The sequence below is a fragment of the Bacillus sp. z33 genome, from assembly GCF_058313615.1.
The window spans coordinates 440,524-459,472 of sequence record NZ_JBZFQN010000002.1 but is presented as its reverse complement, the minus strand read 5'-3'; the positions used below and the strand labels follow the sequence as shown (position 1 = coordinate 459,472).

The 18,949-nt window shown below is 38.6% G+C and carries 15 protein-coding genes; all 15 read right to left on the bottom strand.

Annotated features, from left to right (window positions below; translation table 11 throughout):
* Positions 1–5: 5 nt before the first annotated feature.
* Positions 6–845 carry an MIP/aquaporin family protein gene (locus AC4G3L_RS09305; RefSeq protein WP_491076675.1) on the bottom strand — a complete coding sequence of 280 codons (840 nt, stop codon included), beginning with the start codon at positions 843–845 and terminating at the stop codon, positions 6–8.
* 185 nt (positions 846–1,030) lie between these two features.
* Entirely contained in the window at positions 1,031–1,582 is a 552-nt protein-coding gene (locus AC4G3L_RS09300) for a glycerol-3-phosphate responsive antiterminator (RefSeq protein ID WP_491076674.1), read from the bottom strand.
* Positions 1,583–1,684: 102 nt separating this feature from the next.
* On the bottom strand, positions 1,685–5,020 hold the full coding sequence (locus AC4G3L_RS09295; RefSeq protein ID WP_491076673.1) for a YhgE/Pip family protein: 3,336 nt from the start codon (positions 5,018–5,020) through the stop codon (positions 1,685–1,687).
* 266 nt (positions 5,021–5,286) lie between these two features.
* A complete protein-coding gene (locus AC4G3L_RS09290) occupies positions 5,287–5,901 on the bottom strand; it encodes a flavin reductase family protein (RefSeq protein WP_491076672.1) in 615 nt (204 codons plus the stop codon).
* Positions 5,902–5,916: 15 nt separating this feature from the next.
* Positions 5,917–6,525, bottom strand: coding sequence for an alpha/beta hydrolase (locus tag AC4G3L_RS09285; protein WP_491076671.1), 609 nt, complete (start codon positions 6,523–6,525; stop codon positions 5,917–5,919).
* A gap of 344 nt (positions 6,526–6,869) precedes the next feature.
* Positions 6,870–8,108: a cation:proton antiporter gene (locus tag AC4G3L_RS09280; protein ID WP_491076670.1), complete on the bottom strand. Its 1,239-nt coding sequence runs from the start codon at positions 8,106–8,108 to the stop codon at positions 6,870–6,872.
* A complete protein-coding gene (locus AC4G3L_RS09275) occupies positions 8,109–8,612 on the bottom strand; it encodes a cation:proton antiporter regulatory subunit (RefSeq protein ID WP_491076669.1) in 504 nt (167 codons plus the stop codon).
* Positions 8,613–8,917: 305 nt separating this feature from the next.
* Complete coding sequence (locus tag AC4G3L_RS09270) at positions 8,918–9,838, bottom strand: C40 family peptidase (RefSeq protein ID WP_491076668.1); 921 nt, start codon at positions 9,836–9,838, stop codon at positions 8,918–8,920.
* Between the two features lie 15 nt (positions 9,839–9,853).
* The gene (locus tag AC4G3L_RS09265) at positions 9,854–10,936 is read right to left on the bottom strand and encodes a mandelate racemase/muconate lactonizing enzyme family protein (RefSeq protein ID WP_491076667.1); all 1,083 of its coding nucleotides are present in this window, start codon (positions 10,934–10,936) and stop codon (positions 9,854–9,856) included.
* A complete protein-coding gene (locus tag AC4G3L_RS09260; RefSeq protein WP_491076666.1) occupies positions 10,923–11,864 on the bottom strand; it encodes a S66 peptidase family protein in 942 nt (313 codons plus the stop codon). The genes AC4G3L_RS09265 and AC4G3L_RS09260 overlap by 14 nt, the downstream gene beginning before the upstream one ends.
* Positions 11,865–12,567: 703 nt before the next feature.
* Positions 12,568–13,566 carry a glycosyltransferase family 2 protein gene (locus tag AC4G3L_RS09255; protein WP_491076665.1) on the bottom strand — a complete coding sequence of 333 codons (999 nt, stop codon included), beginning with the start codon at positions 13,564–13,566 and terminating at the stop codon, positions 12,568–12,570.
* Positions 13,567–13,580: 14 nt separating this feature from the next.
* Positions 13,581–15,269 carry a DUF6044 family protein gene (locus AC4G3L_RS09250; protein ID WP_491076664.1) on the bottom strand — a complete coding sequence of 563 codons (1,689 nt, stop codon included), beginning with the start codon at positions 15,267–15,269 and terminating at the stop codon, positions 13,581–13,583.
* A gap of 365 nt (positions 15,270–15,634) precedes the next feature.
* Positions 15,635–16,423, bottom strand: coding sequence for an HAD family hydrolase (locus tag AC4G3L_RS09245; RefSeq protein ID WP_491076663.1), 789 nt, complete (start codon positions 16,421–16,423; stop codon positions 15,635–15,637).
* 122 nt (positions 16,424–16,545) lie between these two features.
* A complete protein-coding gene (locus AC4G3L_RS09240; protein ID WP_491076662.1) occupies positions 16,546–17,907 on the bottom strand; it encodes an aspartate kinase in 1,362 nt (453 codons plus the stop codon).
* A 490-nt stretch (positions 17,908–18,397) separates the two neighbouring features.
* Positions 18,398–18,928 carry a tetratricopeptide repeat protein gene (locus tag AC4G3L_RS09235; protein WP_491076661.1) on the bottom strand — a complete coding sequence of 177 codons (531 nt, stop codon included), beginning with the start codon at positions 18,926–18,928 and terminating at the stop codon, positions 18,398–18,400.
* Positions 18,929–18,949 lie beyond the last annotated feature (21 nt).

The following is an 18,949-nucleotide window of genomic DNA, read 5'->3' as shown; positions in this document are numbered from 1 at the left end:
GTAACTTATAACCTCGCTTTTGCAGGATTATTAGCCTGTCGTAATGCTAGTTCTGAATCTTTGTTAGTCATAAAATAAGCGATTACCAGGATAACCACAGTGCCAGCTAATACTGCCCAGAAAGCTCCTGTCAACGTATTATTGAAGACCGCTTTATGGAACAAAGCACCCAAGGATCCGCCAAGAATAGGCCCTACAACTGGAATCCATGCATACCCCCAATTAGACGGTCCCTTCCCGGCTATCGGAAGAATCGCATGTGCAATACGCGGACCCAAGTCACGTGCCGGATTGATGGCATACCCAGTTGTCCCCCCAAGAGCCATACCGATTCCTACGATTAAAAGACCGACTGCGAATGGATTTAAGCCTTCCGTAAAATCATTCGCTCCAATAAATTGCAGGCCAAGCAATAAGATAAATGTTCCTATTACCTCACTAAGTAAATTTGAAAATGTATGTGGAATAGCGGGACCAGTTGCGAAAACACCTAATTTTGTCCCTGGATCTTCAGTTACTTTCCAATGCGGTAAGTATTGTAAATAAATAAGTGTCGCTCCAATAATTGCCCCAATCATTTGCGCTAATATATAACCAGGTACATCTGCCCAAGCAAAATCTCCACTAAATGCAAGACCAATTGTAACAGCAGGATTTAAATGAGCACCGCTAATACCGCCGACCGCAAACACGCCTAATGTAACACCAAGACCCCAAGCTATGGTGATAACAATCCATCCAGCATCTTTTGCATAAGATTTAGTTAAGTTGGCTCCGGCACACACCCCTGCTCCAAAAACAATCAAAATTATTGTTCCTACTAATTCACCCCAGAATGGTGTCATTGCTTCCATCTCCCTTTTCATGAAATGAAGAAAAAAATGGAGATACAGCACTACCAAAATATTCCTAGCTATTAGGAATACGGCCACCTGTGTCTCCATGTCTTTCACATACTTATTAACTTAAACAAAGTGTAAATCTAATTGTAAACGCTGTCAAATAAAATGAAAAAAATAGGGAATATGACTTATTCCCCTGCAAAATACTGCCAAAGTTCTCTTTTGGACGAAGTTATAGACACAGCTCCAGCTGCAAGTGCTTCTTTCGCTTCTTCAACGGTTCTGATTAATCCCCCTGCAAAAATCGGCAAATTGATTTCTTTCGCCACTTCTTTAACCATGTTTGGAAGTGCACCCGGAAGAACTTCAATATAATCCGGCTGTGATTTTCTGACCATCCTATAACTGCGCTCGAGCGCATGGCTATCAATCATAAAGATTCGTTGTACAGCAATTGCCTGATGCTTTTTTGCCTCTTGAATAACCGCTGATTTTGTGGATATGACACCATATGGTTTAAATTCCTGACAAAGATACTGAGTACCATATTCATCACTTTTAAGTCCATTGATCAAATCAACATGAAAAAACAGTTGTTTATTAGCCATCTTGGCCATTTGCGTAATATGTTTGATTTGTCCAAGATGAGTATCTAAAATAACCCCTGTTTTAAATCCTGATTGTAAAAACTTTTCAAAGTCCTTCATAGTCGAAGTTGCCGGTAATATTTTTTGATTCATCTTATCTCTCCCGTCCGGACCCCTTATTCAAAAAAAATCCCATTCAATATAGAATACAATTAATTTTTGCATTCTTCTACTAAAAGGGATTAACATTATTATTTACAAGACTAATTCTGGATCATCTGCTGATTCATTCTTTTTGAAAAAAGATAGACCAGCAGAAAGACCAGCAAATAGAACCAGGAACACTACCAGTATTACTCCATTAGCAAACATCATACCGAAGTCATCGAGTGATACTAACGCACGGAAGCCCGCAATAGAATACGTCATCGGTAAGAAATTACTTAGATTACGCAAGTATTCAGGAAGCATATCGATTGGTAAGGCAGAGCCCGTCGTAGATAGCTGCATGACGAGAAGTGCCACACCTATAAATAAACCAATGTTGCCTGCAAGCATAGCCAGGAAGAATACAATCGACATAAATGATATACTCGCCAATACAGCAAACAAGATGAGGAACAGACTATTCGCAACCCCTGAATTTATAAAGAAAATGGTAAAGACGGAAAGGAGAATGGCTTGACCTGCCACCAATAAAGCGAGTAATCCATATCTTCTTGCATACCATGCGAAGCCAGACACAGCCGCAGCATCCGCCGGCTTTCTAACCCCAACAACTAATGTCATTAATAACACACCTACAAATAATGCTAATGATAAAATATATGGTGCATTTGCGTAACGATAATATGGGTAGCTGTTAATTTTTGAATCTACCAGTTCAACCGGAGAAGAGAACATTTTAATCGTATCATCGGTTGCATTGATGCCAGATGTTTTTTCGGCCCCATCACCTAAACCGCTTGACAATTCTAGGGACCCGTCTTTGATTTGACCGACACCGTTATCAATTTCAGTTACCCCATCTTTCATGGTTCCCCAGCCCGTATTTACAGTTGCATTTCCATCTGCCACTTGCTTAGAGCCATCATGTAACTGTTTGGATCCATCAACAGCTGTTTTCCAGCCTTCATTCACCGTGGCATTACCATCTGCTACTTGGATAGCACCATTATTCAACGTATTTAAAGATGTAGATAGCGTTCCCCACGCATTATTCACGGTTGCCGTACCTGCTGACACTTGCTTAGAACCATCATATAGCTGTTTGGATCCATCTACCGCAGTTTTCCAGCCAGCATTTACAGTAGCATTACCATCTGCCACTTGGACAGCACCATTATTCAACGTGCCTAAAGATGATGATAAAGTTCCCCAAGCGCTATTGACTGACCCAGTACCTGCTGATACTTGCTTGGATCCTTCATAAAGCTGTCTAGAACCGGTAACTGCTGTTTTCCAGCCATCGTTAACTGATTGATTTCCGGCAGCTACTGTGGTGAGGCCGTTATCTAAATCAAAAAGACCGTTTGATAAGGTCGACCAAGACTTGTTAACACTAGCCGTTCCATCTGCCACTTGTAGTGAACCATCATATAAATCTTTTGAGCCATTAACAGCTGTTTCCCAACCAGTTGCAACTGATTCATTTCCTGCTGCTACCTCGGTTAGCCCGCCGTTAATTGTGCCCACTCCGCTTGTAATAGCTCCCCAATTTGTATTTACTGAATCAGTGCCTGTTTCTATTTGCGCAGCACCTGCTGCTAACTCAGATGCTCCTGTAACAATTTTCTCTTGACCCGGTATAATTTGTTGATCAAAAGCACCTGCCAATTTTTCTACCCCTGGCTGCAATTTACCTGAAATGCCTGCAGATAAGGATTCAGCCCCATTTTTCAGACCATTTTCTTTCCTAATACCCTGATCAACTGCTTCTACCCCAGCCGCGACATCCTGGGCACCCTTTAATAACTTTTGAAAATCCGGATCATCTTTTATACCTGGATAGATTAGCGCGATCTTATCTCCTAACTGTTTTATTCCACCTGCCACATCATTTGAACCCTTTGCAAGAGCCGGTGTACTGGCAGCTATTTGATTAATACCGTCTCTTAATGCTGCACTTCCACCTACCAAGGTTGGCATACTTCCATTGAGTTGATTTACACCATCTTGTGCTGTCTTCAATCCCACTAACATATCAGAAGTTCCTGTTTTCAAATCTCCTGCACCTGCATTTAATGCTTTACCACCATCTGCAAGTTCCTGAATTTTACCCCTATTACCATCCAACTGAGAATATAAAGCTGCGGATCCATCTTTTAGATCGTTTGCACCTTTTGCAAGCTTCTCAATATCCCCAGATTTTCCACTCATTGTTCCGTAAAGTTGATTTAAACCATCTTTAAGTTCGCCAGACCCTTTAGCCAGCGTATCGATATCTTCTGCTTTTCCATTTACAGTAGAGTACATTACAGATGAACCTTTCTTCAAGCTCTCTGTCCCATCTGCAAGTGCCTCAATATCCTTCGCCTTTCCACTAAATGTTCCGGATAAAGTCTGTAATCCACCTTCTATTGTCTTCGATCCATCTGCCAGCTGTTGAATTTCAGCTGACTTCCCACTTACTGTGGAATGAATTAAGCCGGATCCATCTCTGAGATCAGCTGCTCCATTCGCTAGTTTTGCAATATCAGCGGATTTCCCTGCCATTGTACTGTTTAACTGGCCCACACCATCTTCAACCTGCTTCGCCCCATCTGCAAGCGTATTAATATCACCGGTCTTACCACTTACGGATGAATAAATAAGGCCGGAGCCATTACTGACCTGGGCTGCTCCATCGGCTAATTTTGCGATATCAGCGGATTTCCCTGCCATTGTTCCATTCAATTGACCGAGCCCCTGTTCGACTTGCTTTGACCCGTCTGCCAGTTTTTGAATATCTCCTGTTTTTGTTGTTAATGAATCTAGTAGGGTTCCAGTACCTTCCTGAAGTTTAACAGAACCTTCATGGAGCTTTGTTGAACCTTCTGCGCCGGATTTAAATCCTTCCGCCACTTCACCAAGCTGGGCAAAAACTGTACTTGTATAGGTGGCTGTGATTGTATCAGCCAACTGCTCCTTAATTGTTCCTATAGCTGTTTTCGTTGCAGTTGCCGCTATAAAATGCAATCCTTCATTCTGGGTATACTTTAGTTCAGGTCTCACTGGATTTTCGTCCATTACCGTCGATACCTTTTGCGAAAAGTCTTCTGGAATTTCAATAACCATATAATATTCATTATCATTAAGTCCGCGTGTTGCTTGTTCCTTACTCACAAATCTCCATCCCAGATCATTTCCTGCTTTAAGTTTGGCAACCAAGTCTCTTCCTACATTTATTTCCTTACCATCTGTTACTGTACCTGCATCGTTATTCACAACTGCGACCGGTAAGTTTGATAGATTATCATATGGTCCCCAACTTGGTGTCAACATAATAAGACCATAAACTAATGGCACCAGTAAAACGGCAATTAATGCTACCCAAAAACCTCTCTTACGGCTTAATTCTGACATCCGATTCTTGTTACCTAAAGCGTTCATGTATTACCCCCACTTGTCCGATTTATTTATATAAAAGCGGTTATGTAAGCGCAACCACTCTTATATAGGTATATATTCTGAATATTTAGTCAAACTCCTTCTCATAATTTAAAAATTTTGTAAAATACCTAAATATATCGCACTATTTCTAATGTTAATAAGAAAAAAATTATGACGTTAATTAAAATAAACATATCGAGAGTGATTATTTTGAACCATAATACAAAAAAAACTTCCCTATTCGTAGTGGGAAGTTAAATCATCTATCATTTAGGTCTTTCTAAAACAAATTGTTCTCCGACCTTCATATATTTTTGTCCAGCAAGTCGCGAAACCGGCTTAAGTGATTCTGTATCGATCATACCATCCTTGTAAATAGATTCATCTATATGATAGAGAACGATATTTCCTATTAACAAATCACAACCAGCATCTTCAGCTGTATGCCCTCCTAGTGGAATGACTTTATGAATTGTACATTCCATCCGTATTTTAGCAGGAGTAAGGCCCGGAACTCTGACACTGACACTATCGATTATCTGAAAAGGTGACCCATCAAGCTCACTTTTTTCCGATGGCAATTCTGCAGCTGTCCAATTTGCGCCTTCCACATTATCCTCATCGGTTATATGAACGACAAATTCTCCTGAATCAATTGCATTCTTTGATGTATCCTTTCTTTCACCGTTCTTTCGCTGGATTGATACAGCAATCAGCGGAGGATTTGAACTGACAATAGTGAAATAACTAAAAGGTGCAATATTTATAGTTCCTTCGTTAGATATGGTAGATATAAGGGCAATAGGTCTTGGAATGATTGCTCCTGTTAAAAATGTATAATTCTCTCGTTCGCTCATTTCGGCTGGATTTAAAGATATCATTTTATCATCTCCATTTTATCGAAACTCTTGAGAAAACCACGACACTGCAGCATCTACTTCTGACTGTGTCAGCTGGTGTCCATTATATTCCCAGTGTACTGTTACATGGGCACCGGCAGCCCGCAGCATTTTATCTAATTCTTCAGTTTCTTTTGATGAACAAATCGGATCATTCTTTCCAGCACCAATAAAGATTGGGAGCTCTGTCATTTCGGGTAGCTTTAATCCTCTGATTGGAACCATTGGATGATGCAAAATGGCCCCCTTAAATGTATTTTGATAATGGAACAGCATACTGGCTGCTATATTAGCTCCATTAGAATAACCAACAGCTACAATGTTATCACGGTCAAAACCATATTTAACAGAAACTTCATCTAAGTAATCACTTAGTTCCTTTGTGCGAAATCGTAAATCTTCTTCATCAAAGACACCTTCTGCCAATCTTCTAAAGAATCTTGGCATTCCGTTTTCTGAAACATTCCCCCGGACACTTAATATGGAGGATTCTGGTGAGATCATTTTTGCAATCGGCACCAAGTCGTTCTCTGTTCCACCTGTACCATGCAGCATAAAAAGTGTCGGTATTTTCGAATTAATCCCTTTAAAGAATAAGTCTCTCATGCTTAAATCCCCCCCAAATCATGATCATGAAGCGTCCGATTTTTTTCTCTATGAATCCATTTCATTCTTACACTAACAGGTTTAAAATTCCACAAAACAAAGATCGTTCTTAGAAGTATAACCATAAAAATTATCTTGAAACTAGTATATTATACAACTCAATTTATTACAAAATTAAAACAAATGATGGTGGCTTTAAAATATACGTTTCCATTTATTTCAATTTGTTTTTCTAACTATTTAATCATTGGATGGATCACTTGGAAATAACCAAGCAAAAGGTCCTGATCAACTTTTTAAATAACATTGATCAAGACCTTCTTCATGTAAAACCAGAATATGATTTACAAATTTTCATCTAAACCTTCTCTTAGTCTTTTTTTATCTTCTTTCGGTACAGTCCACTTAAATAGCTTATTTAGCTGTTTAAATATAGTTTTAGAGTTCTTGGTTAATATAGGACCAAGTATGGCCAATATTAATACATATAACGCCGAAAAAGGTTTTAACATATCAGAAAGCCCGCCGGCGATTCCGATATTGGCTAGTATAATAGAAAACTCACCTCTTGATACAATCGTCAAACCGATATTCGCAGAGGATTTATGTGATAGTCCCGATTTGCGGCCTGCAATCATACCGGCAATAAAGTTTCCGAGTACCGTTAAAATAACAGCACCGAGTGTAAACCAAACTGCTCCGCCAAGTGTATATGGATCTATACTTAATCCAAAACTAAAGAAAAAGATAGCTCCAAAGAAATCTCTGAATGGTACGACAAGCTTTTCAATACGATCACTTTGTTCAGTCTCAGAAAAAACTAAACCTAGAAGTAATGCCCCAATGGCTTCCGCAACGTGGATTGTCTCGGAAAATCCTGCAATAAAGAAGAGAGTAGCAAAAACGACAATGATAAAAATTTCATTCGAGGTTATATTTAATAGTTTGTTTAAAATAGGTGTAGCTTTTCTTGCCATGATAAAAAATAACAACATGTACCCAAAGGCAATTAAAACGGAGATTAATGTAGAACTGACAGAAGTGGAATCACCTAATACTAATCCTGAGATAATAGAAAGATAGACAGCCAGGAAGATATCTTCGAACATAATAATACCCAGAATCAATTCGGTCTCAGTGTTCCCTGTTCTTCTGAGATCAACAAGTACTTTAGCAACAATCGCACTTGATGATATGGTGATAATTCCTGCAATGATTAAGACATCCAAAATGGAAAATCCTGTAATAAATGCGTATAAGAAACCTAAAGTAAAGTTTATTAAAATATAGATGGTTCCGCCGACCACTATAGATTTACCTGATTTAATCAACTTGCCGACTGAGAATTCCAATCCAAGATAGAATAGCAAGAAAAGAATGCCCATTCTACCCATAAATTCGATTATCTCGGCACTTTCAATAAATCGCAAATCAATAATACCTATTTTTGGTGCTTGCGGTCCTACCAACATTCCTAAGATGATTAAGAAAGGAATAATAGAAAATTTCAGTCTACCCGCGAGGACAGCCGCAATAGCAACAAGCACCAGAGCTGTTCCAACTTCAAAAATCATATGATCCACTTATAACGACTCCCCTTCAGCAAAGAGAGCTTGCTTCATAAAGGCATTAACATCTTTACGGTCTCCTGATAATACAAGGGTGTCCCCGGCAGCTATAATAGAAGAAGGCCCTGGATTTAATATTTTCTTATTAGGTTTATGCAAAATAGCGATGATATTTACAGCAAACTCTTGTCTAATATTGCTTTCATCAATCGTTTTGCCTGCAAGCTTAGAATTCTTCTTAACTTTGACCCACTCTATTTTTAAATCGTCCAAAGCCAATTCAATGGATTCAATTGCTTGCGGTTTATAAACCATACCACCTAATATGGCCGCAATTTGTCTGGATTCAGCATCATCGAGCGTCACACTGGAAATACTTTCATCCAGATCATCAAAATCATAATGATACATATCCCTTCTTCCATCATCATGCACAATAATAACGATCTTCTCATCTTCCTTTGTCATGATTTCAAACTTCTGCCCTATACCCGGCAGGGCACTCTCGCGTATTCTCACTCTAATTCCCTCCTCCAATTTATAAAAAAAAGAGGCCTATTTTTATAGGTCTCTTCATTCATTTTCTATAATTAAATTGTATCTTTTTTCACAAATATTTTCAAATCATATGATTTATCAAACTAATCTATCTGTTCGGTAAATTGGGCATGAACCGGATAATTTACATGTTTCTAACCTAAAATGAGCCATCTATTCACTAAATTAATACGATTGTGCACCGTCTAAATAACAGAATAGACATCCTCATTTGGTTCATTTTATTATTGCAACAGAGACTCCTTTTTACTATTCATTTATTGACATCACTCTGTCCAGTACCGTCTCGCCATACATAGCTCTTCTTCATATACAGTCCCTTCCATCTCGATGATTTCAATTGATTTTCCTGTATGCGGTGAGTGAAGAAGTCTGCCATTTCCATAGTAGATCCCCACATGATGAATGGCTCCTTGTCCTTTCTCGTATGCAAAGAAGAGTAAGTCACCCGGTTGCACTTCAATTACCGGAATCTCTTTCCCATACTTTGCCTGCTCTCTCGCATCACGCGGAATTAGATAACCGTTTGCCTTACACATTGTATAGACGAAACCAGAACAATCATAGCCATAACTACTCATTCCGCCCCATAAGTAGGAGAGGTCAATAAATTGCTCTCCACATGTAACAATGTCCGTACCGCTTCCCAGTTTTCTTGTTTCATGTATGTTGAATAAAGTTGTATCATTCTTTTGTAAAAACCCAGTACCTAACGGGGTTCCCACCTGAATCTGTCCAGCTTTTTCACCTAAAAATGGCAATTTTGTTTGATAACTGAGCAATAGTGTTTCTTTTGATTTCTCGAATGAAAGGAAAGCTTTTTTACTCGTTATGACCGCAACGGTTTTAGTTGAAAATGGCACATCATTTTCTAATTGGCACAAAGGCACCCAACCCGGATATCCTCTCGAATCTTTTCCGGTTGACTGCTCGATAGCAATGATAGATCCCCAGTCATTTTTGCATTCCAGCAATAAAACTTGTTCCCCAAATAATAATTGAGTCTGAATTCTGTTCGATTCACATAAATCAAGCTGCTCGGCTTCGTTCATAGATAGAAGCCATTCTTCCAATCGTACCGGATGGCTAATGGCTGGTCTATCCACTAACGCTCTAAATGACTGGTTAGTAGTCCAAACGGTGGCTACTGCTACATTTACGCTCATTATTTTACCATCGTGTGCCACTATGAACCTCCACTCTTACTTCAACTGAACCTGCCCGATACCTAAGCCCGCCTTTTCCGGCAACGTAAATGTACTGCCGTTATATTGAATTCCCCCCTCAATCAGGGAACGGGATAGCATGAGAGGAGCATCAAAATCATAACGGGTAATGTTGCGTTTACTTGCAGCAAAATGGGCAGCTGCCGTTATCCCTAAATGCGTTTCAATCATACTGCCCATCATACATTCCATCCCAGCTGCTTCAGCTAATTGATTAATATGATGCGCGTAAAAAATTCCGCCTGTTTTCATCAATTTAATATTAATAAGGTCAGCGCTGCGCGTACGAATCACTTCTAATGCCTGTCTTGGAGTAAACACACTCTCATCTGCCATAATAAACGTATCCACATGATGGGTCACCTGTCTGAGCCCTTCCAAATCATCTGCTTTCACTGGTTGCTCCACCAATTCGATTTGTAAGCCCATATCCTCCATATGGTGAATCGCTTGAATCGCTTCTTTCGCTGTCCATCCCTGGTTTGCATCCAGTCGAATCGTAACTTCGTCCCCTACACATCTTCTGATTTCTCTCACCCTGGAAATATCCTCTTTTATGTCTCCGAGACCCACTTTAACTTTTAAAATAGAGAATCCGTTTTTTACATAACTCAAGGCCTCCTCACCCATTGTTCCAGGTGCATCCACACTTACCGTAAAATCCGTTTCAAGCCGAGAGCTGCTGCCACCTAAATACTGATATAATGGCAACTTACTATTTTGGGCCAGACAATCATAAATGGCCATGTCAATGGCTGCCCTCCCGCTAGAATTCCTAGTCATTAATAGGGATAGATCATGAAAGATCTCTTCAAAATTCAATATATCTTTCCCTACTAAATAAGGCTTAAAATACTCTTCGATGGCCGTATCTATTGAATGTAATGTATCCCCTGTAATAACGGCTGTCGCGGGGGCTTCTCCCCACCCAATCAATCCATTGTCACATTGAACTTTTACATAGATTGATTCGGCTGTGTTCACGACCCGCAATGCCGTTTTAAAGGGTTTTAATAAAGGAACTTGAATACGGAACGTTTCAATACTAGTAATTTTCATTTTCTAGCCCGCTCTCAATTATAAGTGTCTTCTCCACTGTATTCATCCTCGCATTCACACCAAGAGGTATTCCAACATGTGGGTTGCAATGGCCAATTTTAAATCCACTTATAGCAGGTTTATTGATTAGGTTAATATAATGGGACAATACCTCATCCAAAGTCAGTGTCTGCTTACTACTTGGCTCGCAATCCGCAAAATCACCAATAACCAGACCAGCAATTCCATTTAACTTTCCAGCCAACCATAATTGATTTAAATAGCGGTCAATATTCCTTGGCTCTTCATGAATATCTTCTATTAAAAGAATCTTTCCTTTTGTATCTATTTCATAGGGAGTCCCCAAGGCTGATGTTAGCAAGCATAGATTACCACCCACCAATTCTCCTTCCGCCTCTCCCTCGACAAATGTATGTAAAGGTGATATTTCCTCTGTATACATGACCTGACCTGCTTTAAATAATTGTTTAAAAGATTCTTTTGATCGTAAGTGGACATCGTCATTGCCTATATCAGATGCAAGCATAGGCCCGTGAAAGGTGACTAATCCCGTTTTCTGGCGGATTGCCGTATGCAGATATGTAATATCAGAGTATCCCCAAAAGATCTTTGGATTGTTTTTGATTACTTCATAATTAATGGCCTCTGCGATTCGCGCCGTCCCGTATCCCCCACAAGCACATATGATGGCTTTCACTTCTTCATCCTTAAACATCGCTTCAAGATCTTCCACTCGTTCCGCATCTTCTCCGGCAAGATAGCCATATTCTTTATAGAGGTGGTTGCCCATTTTTACAGATAGCCCTAAATCCTGCTCCAAAAAAGATAGCCCTTTTTGAAGTGTTTCCTTATTTGGAGGACTTGCAGGAGCAATGACCCCGACCGTATCTCCTTTTTGTATCCGTTTTGGTTTAAGTTGTTTCGGCATTCTTCTCACTCCCCCATAAATAAAGGATGCTCCATTGAACATCCTTTTAAAATTACAGTATGATTGATCCCTGATACCAATCTTTAACTATAAGAAACTATGTCTGTATCTTCATCAAAAGGAACATCCTACAAATCATATGTATGTTAATTTAATCGATCCTATTCAATAAACAATCTACCTATAACTGTTCAATATTAACCTTTAAGTTTTTTCAATTATCTAATAAATCAGGTTGTAATTATTTTCTTTAAAAGTTCCCCAAATACTTGATTGCGCTATTCCTACTTAAGGATATCTTATCATTAGCAAGCAAAATGGTTAGAATTTAATTGGTAAACTGATGCACAAGAGCATTCCGACTCAGATAGGTAATTCTTTTGTTTAAACAACTTTGTACACCAAATAAAATAAATGGCTATCCCACCACAGGTAAATAACATCCAATATTGGCATCTAATAGGGCCCCACTATTAGACCAGTGGAAATTTAGATTTTGCTCAGCAGCGAAGGCACCATTTAAAATAATAAACATCTCTTCAGGCGCAGGAATTCCTACAATACAGCAAAATAAAATAATCACCCAGTATCCATATAACTGTAAATAATGTGTAACAGCATACCGCCTCTTTTTTTTCCATCCTGCTTTCAAACCTATTTATACGTATATAGTCCGAAAAACGATGGCTCTTGAATCAGGAACTTAACGAGATTTATATTCATTTTCCTGTTCAGTTTCATTTTTTTGATCTTCCGTATAGTTGTCCACATCTATGGCGTAAATAGGCCTTTGTTTTACCTCTTTAAAAATTTTTCCGATATATTCTCCCACTATTCCAATACCGATCAACTGTAAGCCTCCAATAATCCACAGAGAAATCATGATGGAAGTCCAGCCAGATTGTGTATTCCCCAATGTTTTTTGAACCAGTGCATAGCTACCTGCGACCATACTGACAAACAGCGTCAGAAAGCCAATGTAGGTAACACAGCGTATAGGTGCCACGCTAAAGGAAGTTAGACCGTCCAGCGCAAAAGAAATCATTTTCTTTAGAGGGTATTTAGACTCCCCTGCTTCTCTTTCCTTCCGATCATATAATACTTCAGTAGAAGAAAAGCCAATCATAGGAATCATCCCTCTTAAGAATAAATTACGTTCCTTATATTTTAACAGCTCCCCCAATGCACGCTTACTCATTAATCTGAAATCTGCATGATTGGGAATTAGTTTGATACCCAATTTACCCATTATCCGATAAAAACTGCGTGCTGTCGTACGCTTGAATAAGGTATCCGTTTTCCGCTGACCTCTGACCCCATAGACAATATCGTATCCTTGATTGTATTTTTCAACCATCTCTTTTATGACATGAATATCATCCTGTAAATCAGCATCAATGGAGATGACACAATCAGAATGCTTCCCAGCCGTTGCGAGACCAGCAAGCAATGCATTTTGATGACCCACATTGCCAGCTAATTTCAGACCTTTTACAAATCTATTCTGTATACTCTCCATTTGTATTAAATCCCAAGTATCATCTACACTGCCATCATCCACAAATAAAATCGCACTTCTATTTGAAACGGATCGGGAATTCAGTAACTCTTTTAAGATGGATGAAAGCTCTTCTGATGTTTTAGATAATACCTCCTGTTCATTGTAACAAGGTACAACGATCGTTAATACAGGCAGATTCATTATGATTAACTCCTTTACAAGACATGATAGAGATAGATCTTCCACGCTGAATCCTCATGCTCAAAGATATCCATCAATTCAAGGTTATTCTGATTTGCATTCAAAATAGGTACAGCTGAGATAATATATTGACCGCCCATTTCTTTCAGGACGTTCGTATTCAACTCTAAATTTTTAATTGTTTTCGAAGAATCTTTCCTATAGTCATACTTCTTTCCAAGCTCATCCACAAAAATATAACAACGGCCGCCCCATTTATCAAAATATTTTTTTAGCTGGGCATTCTTATCAAGCTCCGCCGCAATAATTTCTCGGAACTGATGCTTGTATGCCAATGGATAGTAATTGTTATACGTATCCAAAGTATAAAAGCCATTATACTGAGCAATGGCAGGATGTAATCCTATACTTACCACTCTGTATGTATCCTGAGGTTTGCCAATATAATCTTTGATTTCAGTAAATTGGTCAACAGCATAAAATTCTTTGAATGTCGGTGCATCAAGCCTTCCATAATACACCTCTGGATTGTACATAAATAAGACAATCAACTGAGCAACAATGGCCCCTTTAGATAAAAGCTTCCATCCTCCTCCATATTTCCAAAGAATACGGCAGGACAGAGCAAACAATACGTATAAAACCAACGGTCTCAGAAAATGAAAACGGGCAAAATTGAAATTATTTAAAAGTGAAATTTGTTCTTTCAAGGATGCCCATCCCTCATAAAACCAAAATGCATACCACGCTGACAAAATAAAATTCAAGATAAACAACTGCACATAATGTTTTTCACTTTTCCAAAGCTTGTTTCGATAAATAATCCATAAAGCTATAAATGATAGTGGTAAAATAATATATTGATGAAGCGTTAATACATGATTATGTCCAATTATGTAGTTTTTAAAAATGAGACGGGTTGATCGGGCAAATCCTAAAGCAGAACTGAAATATTCATCTCGGCTATTTGGCTCCTCAGGAAAAACCAAAGAATACACCAAGCGATATTCGATCAATAAGTAATTAAAAGTCATTAAGGCGATGCTGCCGAAAAATACCCAATTCGGATCTTTTTTCTTAATCCAATCATATAGCCACAGTAATCCCATAGCTGCCAGGAAGAAAAAGAATCCTAATACAAAGCTTGAATAGAACGGCAGAAGAATAAGAATAAGCCAATCTGTCCACCGACTATCTCTTCCTCTAATATTTAAAAATGCATACAAAGCTAGCGGATGGCCTAAGGTAGCCAGCATTCCCGATGGCCAAAATGGCGTCAAAGCAAAGGCCAGTGCAACAAACACACGGATAAAACCGTGCTCCTCTTTTCGAATAAAATGCTTTTTAAGTAAAAGATACATCCCTAGGAAGGCAAAGAATCTTGTGATGGTCTGGCTGATTGAATACGCAGTCATAGATGGCAATAAATAATGAAGCCACTCAATTCCGCTAAATTCAGTTCCAATCGAGTTCCTCGGCAAACCATTGATAATTTGAGGAATGGTCTCATTAATTGGGCCGAACAGCATTTGATTATCCTTCAGGACCTTATACCACGTAATGTTGGAATCTAAGTTGTCATGTACCCGTATATGCGAATTTTCATCAAGGATAAACATCGGGGACAAAAAAATGATCAGTAACACTAACGCAGCGGTCAATAATTTAGTTTCCCCAGTCCATTTATTTCTTAATTCCCCCACTGCTATACACCGACTTTTCAAGAAATATTTAAAATTAACCTACCAATAATTGTAAAATTATAACAATGTTTTTATGGTATCTGTTTAAATATCCATTGTCAAGGAACGTTTGGGATAATATGGATATCAAGATCCTTCCAATAGTTCTTACAGGGGCCAGGCGTTATATAGCAATTATTGCGAGATGCACAAAAGCTCTGCTTTCTCTCAGCTTTCACTCACCTTCCGCTACCTTTCGTAAACCTTCGTCAAAAGATAGGCACAAATTTAGCTGTTTGTTTCTATGACTCTAAAAAGTACACAAAAAAACCAGCTCATCAACTGAACTGGTTTTATAGTTTTGTTATCTTTTATATATATAAATCTTATGACTGGATTTCATTTAGCAGCTGAATTAAATCTGTCAGCTTTTTAATTTCATAAGCAGGCTTTACCTGATCGGTTGTTTTTTGATGGCGATTTATCCATACAGATTGAATTCCTGCGCTATTGGCACCGAGTATATCTGTCATGAGATTATCCCCGACCATCAGAATATCCTTTTTTTCAACATCCATTAACTTAACAGCATGATCAAATAGTTCGGGAGCCGGTTTACCCTGTCCAAAATCTCCCGATATCACGATATGATTAAAATAGGGAGCTATTTCAGGTGTTATTTCAAGCTTGGTTGTTTGTAATTGCGGTGATCCATTTGTCAATAAAAGGAGTTTGTATTTTCCCTTCAAGTGGTCCAGCACTTCAAAGGTATCTTCATAAATGAATGGATGTTTTCTTCTTTCCTCGGGAAACGTATCTGCCAATATTTGTCCAAAATGCGCATCATCTATCCCTAATGCTTTCAGCCCATTCGTCCACACATCTTGTCGATAGACCGGCACAATTCGAGCCATCCTCTGGAATTGCTCATGGCTATCCTGAAAATCTCCCCATAATCCCTCAAAAGGATTAATTCCAATCATTTGTGTGAAAGGGAATGTTTCATACGAGCTGTACAATTTAATAGCTTCTTCCCTGACAGATGCCTCAAGCTGCTCTGGATCTATCCGATATCTTTCCTGAGCCAGTTTGCAAGTTGCATGGAAAGCTTCCTGCACGCTTTTCTGATCCCATAACAATGTATCATCGAGGTCAAACATGATTGCCTTTACCATTATCGATTCCTCCGACTTCCATCCATAACTTTTTCATTTATATCGCTTAAGCCACTACACTGGCTTTCTATTTGATTTTGGAATGATACCCTTTATACCTGTACTAGATTTACCACTGTCCCTTATACAATAACACTGGTAAAAAATTCATTATAAAGAGCGGCTACTGCCTGTTTTTCTTGAATTTCTTTCACACCAAACATCATACTGACTTCAGAAGATCCCTGATTAATCATTTCGATATTAATATCAGCATTGGCTAAAGCCTTTGAAGCCCTGGCCACTGTACCCACATGGGAGCGCATTCCCTCTCCCACAATCATAATCAGGGATAAATTATGTTCTATTTTCACCTCGTCTGCCTGTAATTCTTCCTTAATCCGGCTGACAATAATCTCTTCAAGCCTGATGTCTAGTTGGTTCTGTCTTAATATAACAGTTATATCATCAATTCCTGAGGGGACATGTTCATAAGATAACTGTAACTCTTCTAGAATGAGAAGAAGTTTACGTCCAAAGCCTATTTCTCTGTTCATTAAATATTTACTCACATATATACTGCAGAAATCATTATCATTTGCAATCCCGACTACTGGCCCATTTACCAATTCTTTCTTACTGACAATCATGGTTCCAGGTGATGAAGGGTTATTCGTATTTTTAATATTTACCGGAATACCTGCTCTAAAAGCAGGAATCAATGCTTCGTCATGCAAAACACTAAATCCGGCATAGGAAAGCTCACGCATTTCCCGATAGGTCAATACACTGATTTCCTTTGGCTTATTCACAATCGTTGGATTAACTGAATATACAGCATCGACATCGGTATAATTTTCGTATAAATCAGCTTTAACTGCGTTAGCCAGAATAGCACCGGTGATATCCGAGCCGCTCCGCGGGAATGTCATCACTTTTCCTTCCTTTGTATAACCAAAGAACCCCGGAAAAATGACGATTCCTTGTTTGTTTCTTAAATGAAGCAGATTCTCGTATGATTCTGCTAATACTTGAGCGTTTCCAGGCTCATCGCTGACCATTAACCCCGCCTCACGGGGATTCATATATTCAGCTTCCACACCTCTGGCTTGGAAAAAAGCAGCCACCAATTTGGCGTTATTGTCTTCTCCACTGGCTTTAACCGCATCCATAAACTGATCCCTATCACTCATATCTCCATTGAGGATTTCCAATAAATCAGCTTTGATTGTATCCACGATTGGACCGATAATGGATAAATCTTCTGCTATAAGTCGATAGCGTTCAATAACCATATCAAATAAATATTCATCACAATTTCCCGTTAACCAGCTTTCTCCACATGCAATGAGCAAATCTGTCACTTTTGTATCAGAAGAAAATCTTTTACCTGGTGCAGAAACTACGACGATTTTACGTTGTGGGTCTGAAACTACAATCTCAAATACTTTATTCAGTTGTTCTCCAGATGCAAGAGAAGTTCCCCCAAATTTAACTACTTTCATTCTGCATATCCCCTATGTTTAATTTTCAGATAATATTAACTATTATCACTTCTCAGCACTAAAGTTTCAAGAGAAAATATGAAAATTTTCAAATAATATCCATTATGATTTCATAATTTTCCTTCTTAGAAAGCAAGTCTATCCACATAATCATTTAGGAAGGCCAGTTGGCTCATTTAATGAAAAACCAAGACAGGCCATTTCATACAGGTGGCAGATATTTTATCCAATCTAGTAACTTTGTTAAAAGAATCTAATTACACAATCGTACACAGAAGTGCTGGAGTATATAGAGAGCATTTCTAAACGACGCTTTTCTTTCACTTATTGAAACATTAAGGAGCCTCCGTCTTTGGAGACTCCTTTGATTTGCGAAATTAGAATCATTCTTCAAAAAAACTCGGCTGCATATAGATTCTTTGGTGGACTTCAAAGTAAAAAGATTAAATAAAGTTAGCTTATTCAATGAACAGGATGGGTTAATTCCGATTTAAGGATTGTCTAAATCTACAATTTCATCAAGGTGCTGGGCATAGTAAGTAATACCACGCTTAAAGAATTGAAGTGGTTCATCATTTGTAGTTTCCATTAAATTCATTAAGACGATTTCCATTGCCCTTTTATATTCCCCTGTATTATATAAAGCCATAGAATAAAAGACTTGTAGGGCTCGATGTTCAGGGAATTCGGTCACACCACGGTGAAGGATGCTAACTGCTTCTTTATAATGCCCCAAAATCCGGTAACTGCTTCCGAGACCAAGGAAACATCTTTGTAGATCTGAACCGGATAGACCTTGTTCAATTGCTTTAACATAATAAGGAATTGCTTTGTTGCATAATCCAGAATTATCATAGGCAATCCCTATTTGATAATTAATTTCTGCGTTTTCCGGGTCATTTTCTGACAGATTTATAAGAAGATTAAGTGCATGATTTAAAATAGCCGAATCCTCTTTCGCGCGACCCTCTTCACGTAGTACGATAGCATGTTCCAGAAGTTCACGTAGATTTTTATTCATTTGTACCCACCTCATTTATCT

Coding starts and splice junctions, on each gene's coding strand:
- AC4G3L_RS09290 (WP_491076672.1), bottom strand. CDS start 5,901: ATGATATCTTTAAATCCAGCCGAAATGAGCGAACGAGAGAATTATACA.
- AC4G3L_RS09265 (WP_491076667.1), bottom strand. CDS start 10,936: ATGAAAATTACTAGTATTGAAACGTTCCGTATTCAAGTTCCTTTATTA.
- AC4G3L_RS09255 (WP_491076665.1), bottom strand. CDS start 13,566: ATGAATCTGCCTGTATTAACGATCGTTGTACCTTGTTACAATGAACAG.
- AC4G3L_RS09245 (WP_491076663.1), bottom strand. CDS start 16,423: ATGGTAAAGGCAATCATGTTTGACCTCGATGATACATTGTTATGGGAT.
- AC4G3L_RS09260 (WP_491076666.1), bottom strand. CDS start 11,864: ATGCCGAAACAACTTAAACCAAAACGGATACAAAAAGGAGATACGGTC.
- AC4G3L_RS09295 (WP_491076673.1), bottom strand. CDS start 5,020: ATGAACGCTTTAGGTAACAAGAATCGGATGTCAGAATTAAGCCGTAAG.
- AC4G3L_RS09235 (WP_491076661.1), bottom strand. CDS start 18,928: ATGAATAAAAATCTACGTGAACTTCTGGAACATGCTATCGTACTACGT.
- AC4G3L_RS09240 (WP_491076662.1), bottom strand. CDS start 17,907: ATGAAAGTAGTTAAATTTGGGGGAACTTCTCTTGCATCTGGAGAACAA.
- AC4G3L_RS09300 (WP_491076674.1), bottom strand. CDS start 1,582: ATGAATCAAAAAATATTACCGGCAACTTCGACTATGAAGGACTTTGAA.
- AC4G3L_RS09305 (WP_491076675.1), bottom strand. CDS start 845: ATGACACCATTCTGGGGTGAATTAGTAGGAACAATAATTTTGATTGTT.
- AC4G3L_RS09285 (WP_491076671.1), bottom strand. CDS start 6,525: ATGAGAGACTTATTCTTTAAAGGGATTAATTCGAAAATACCGACACTT.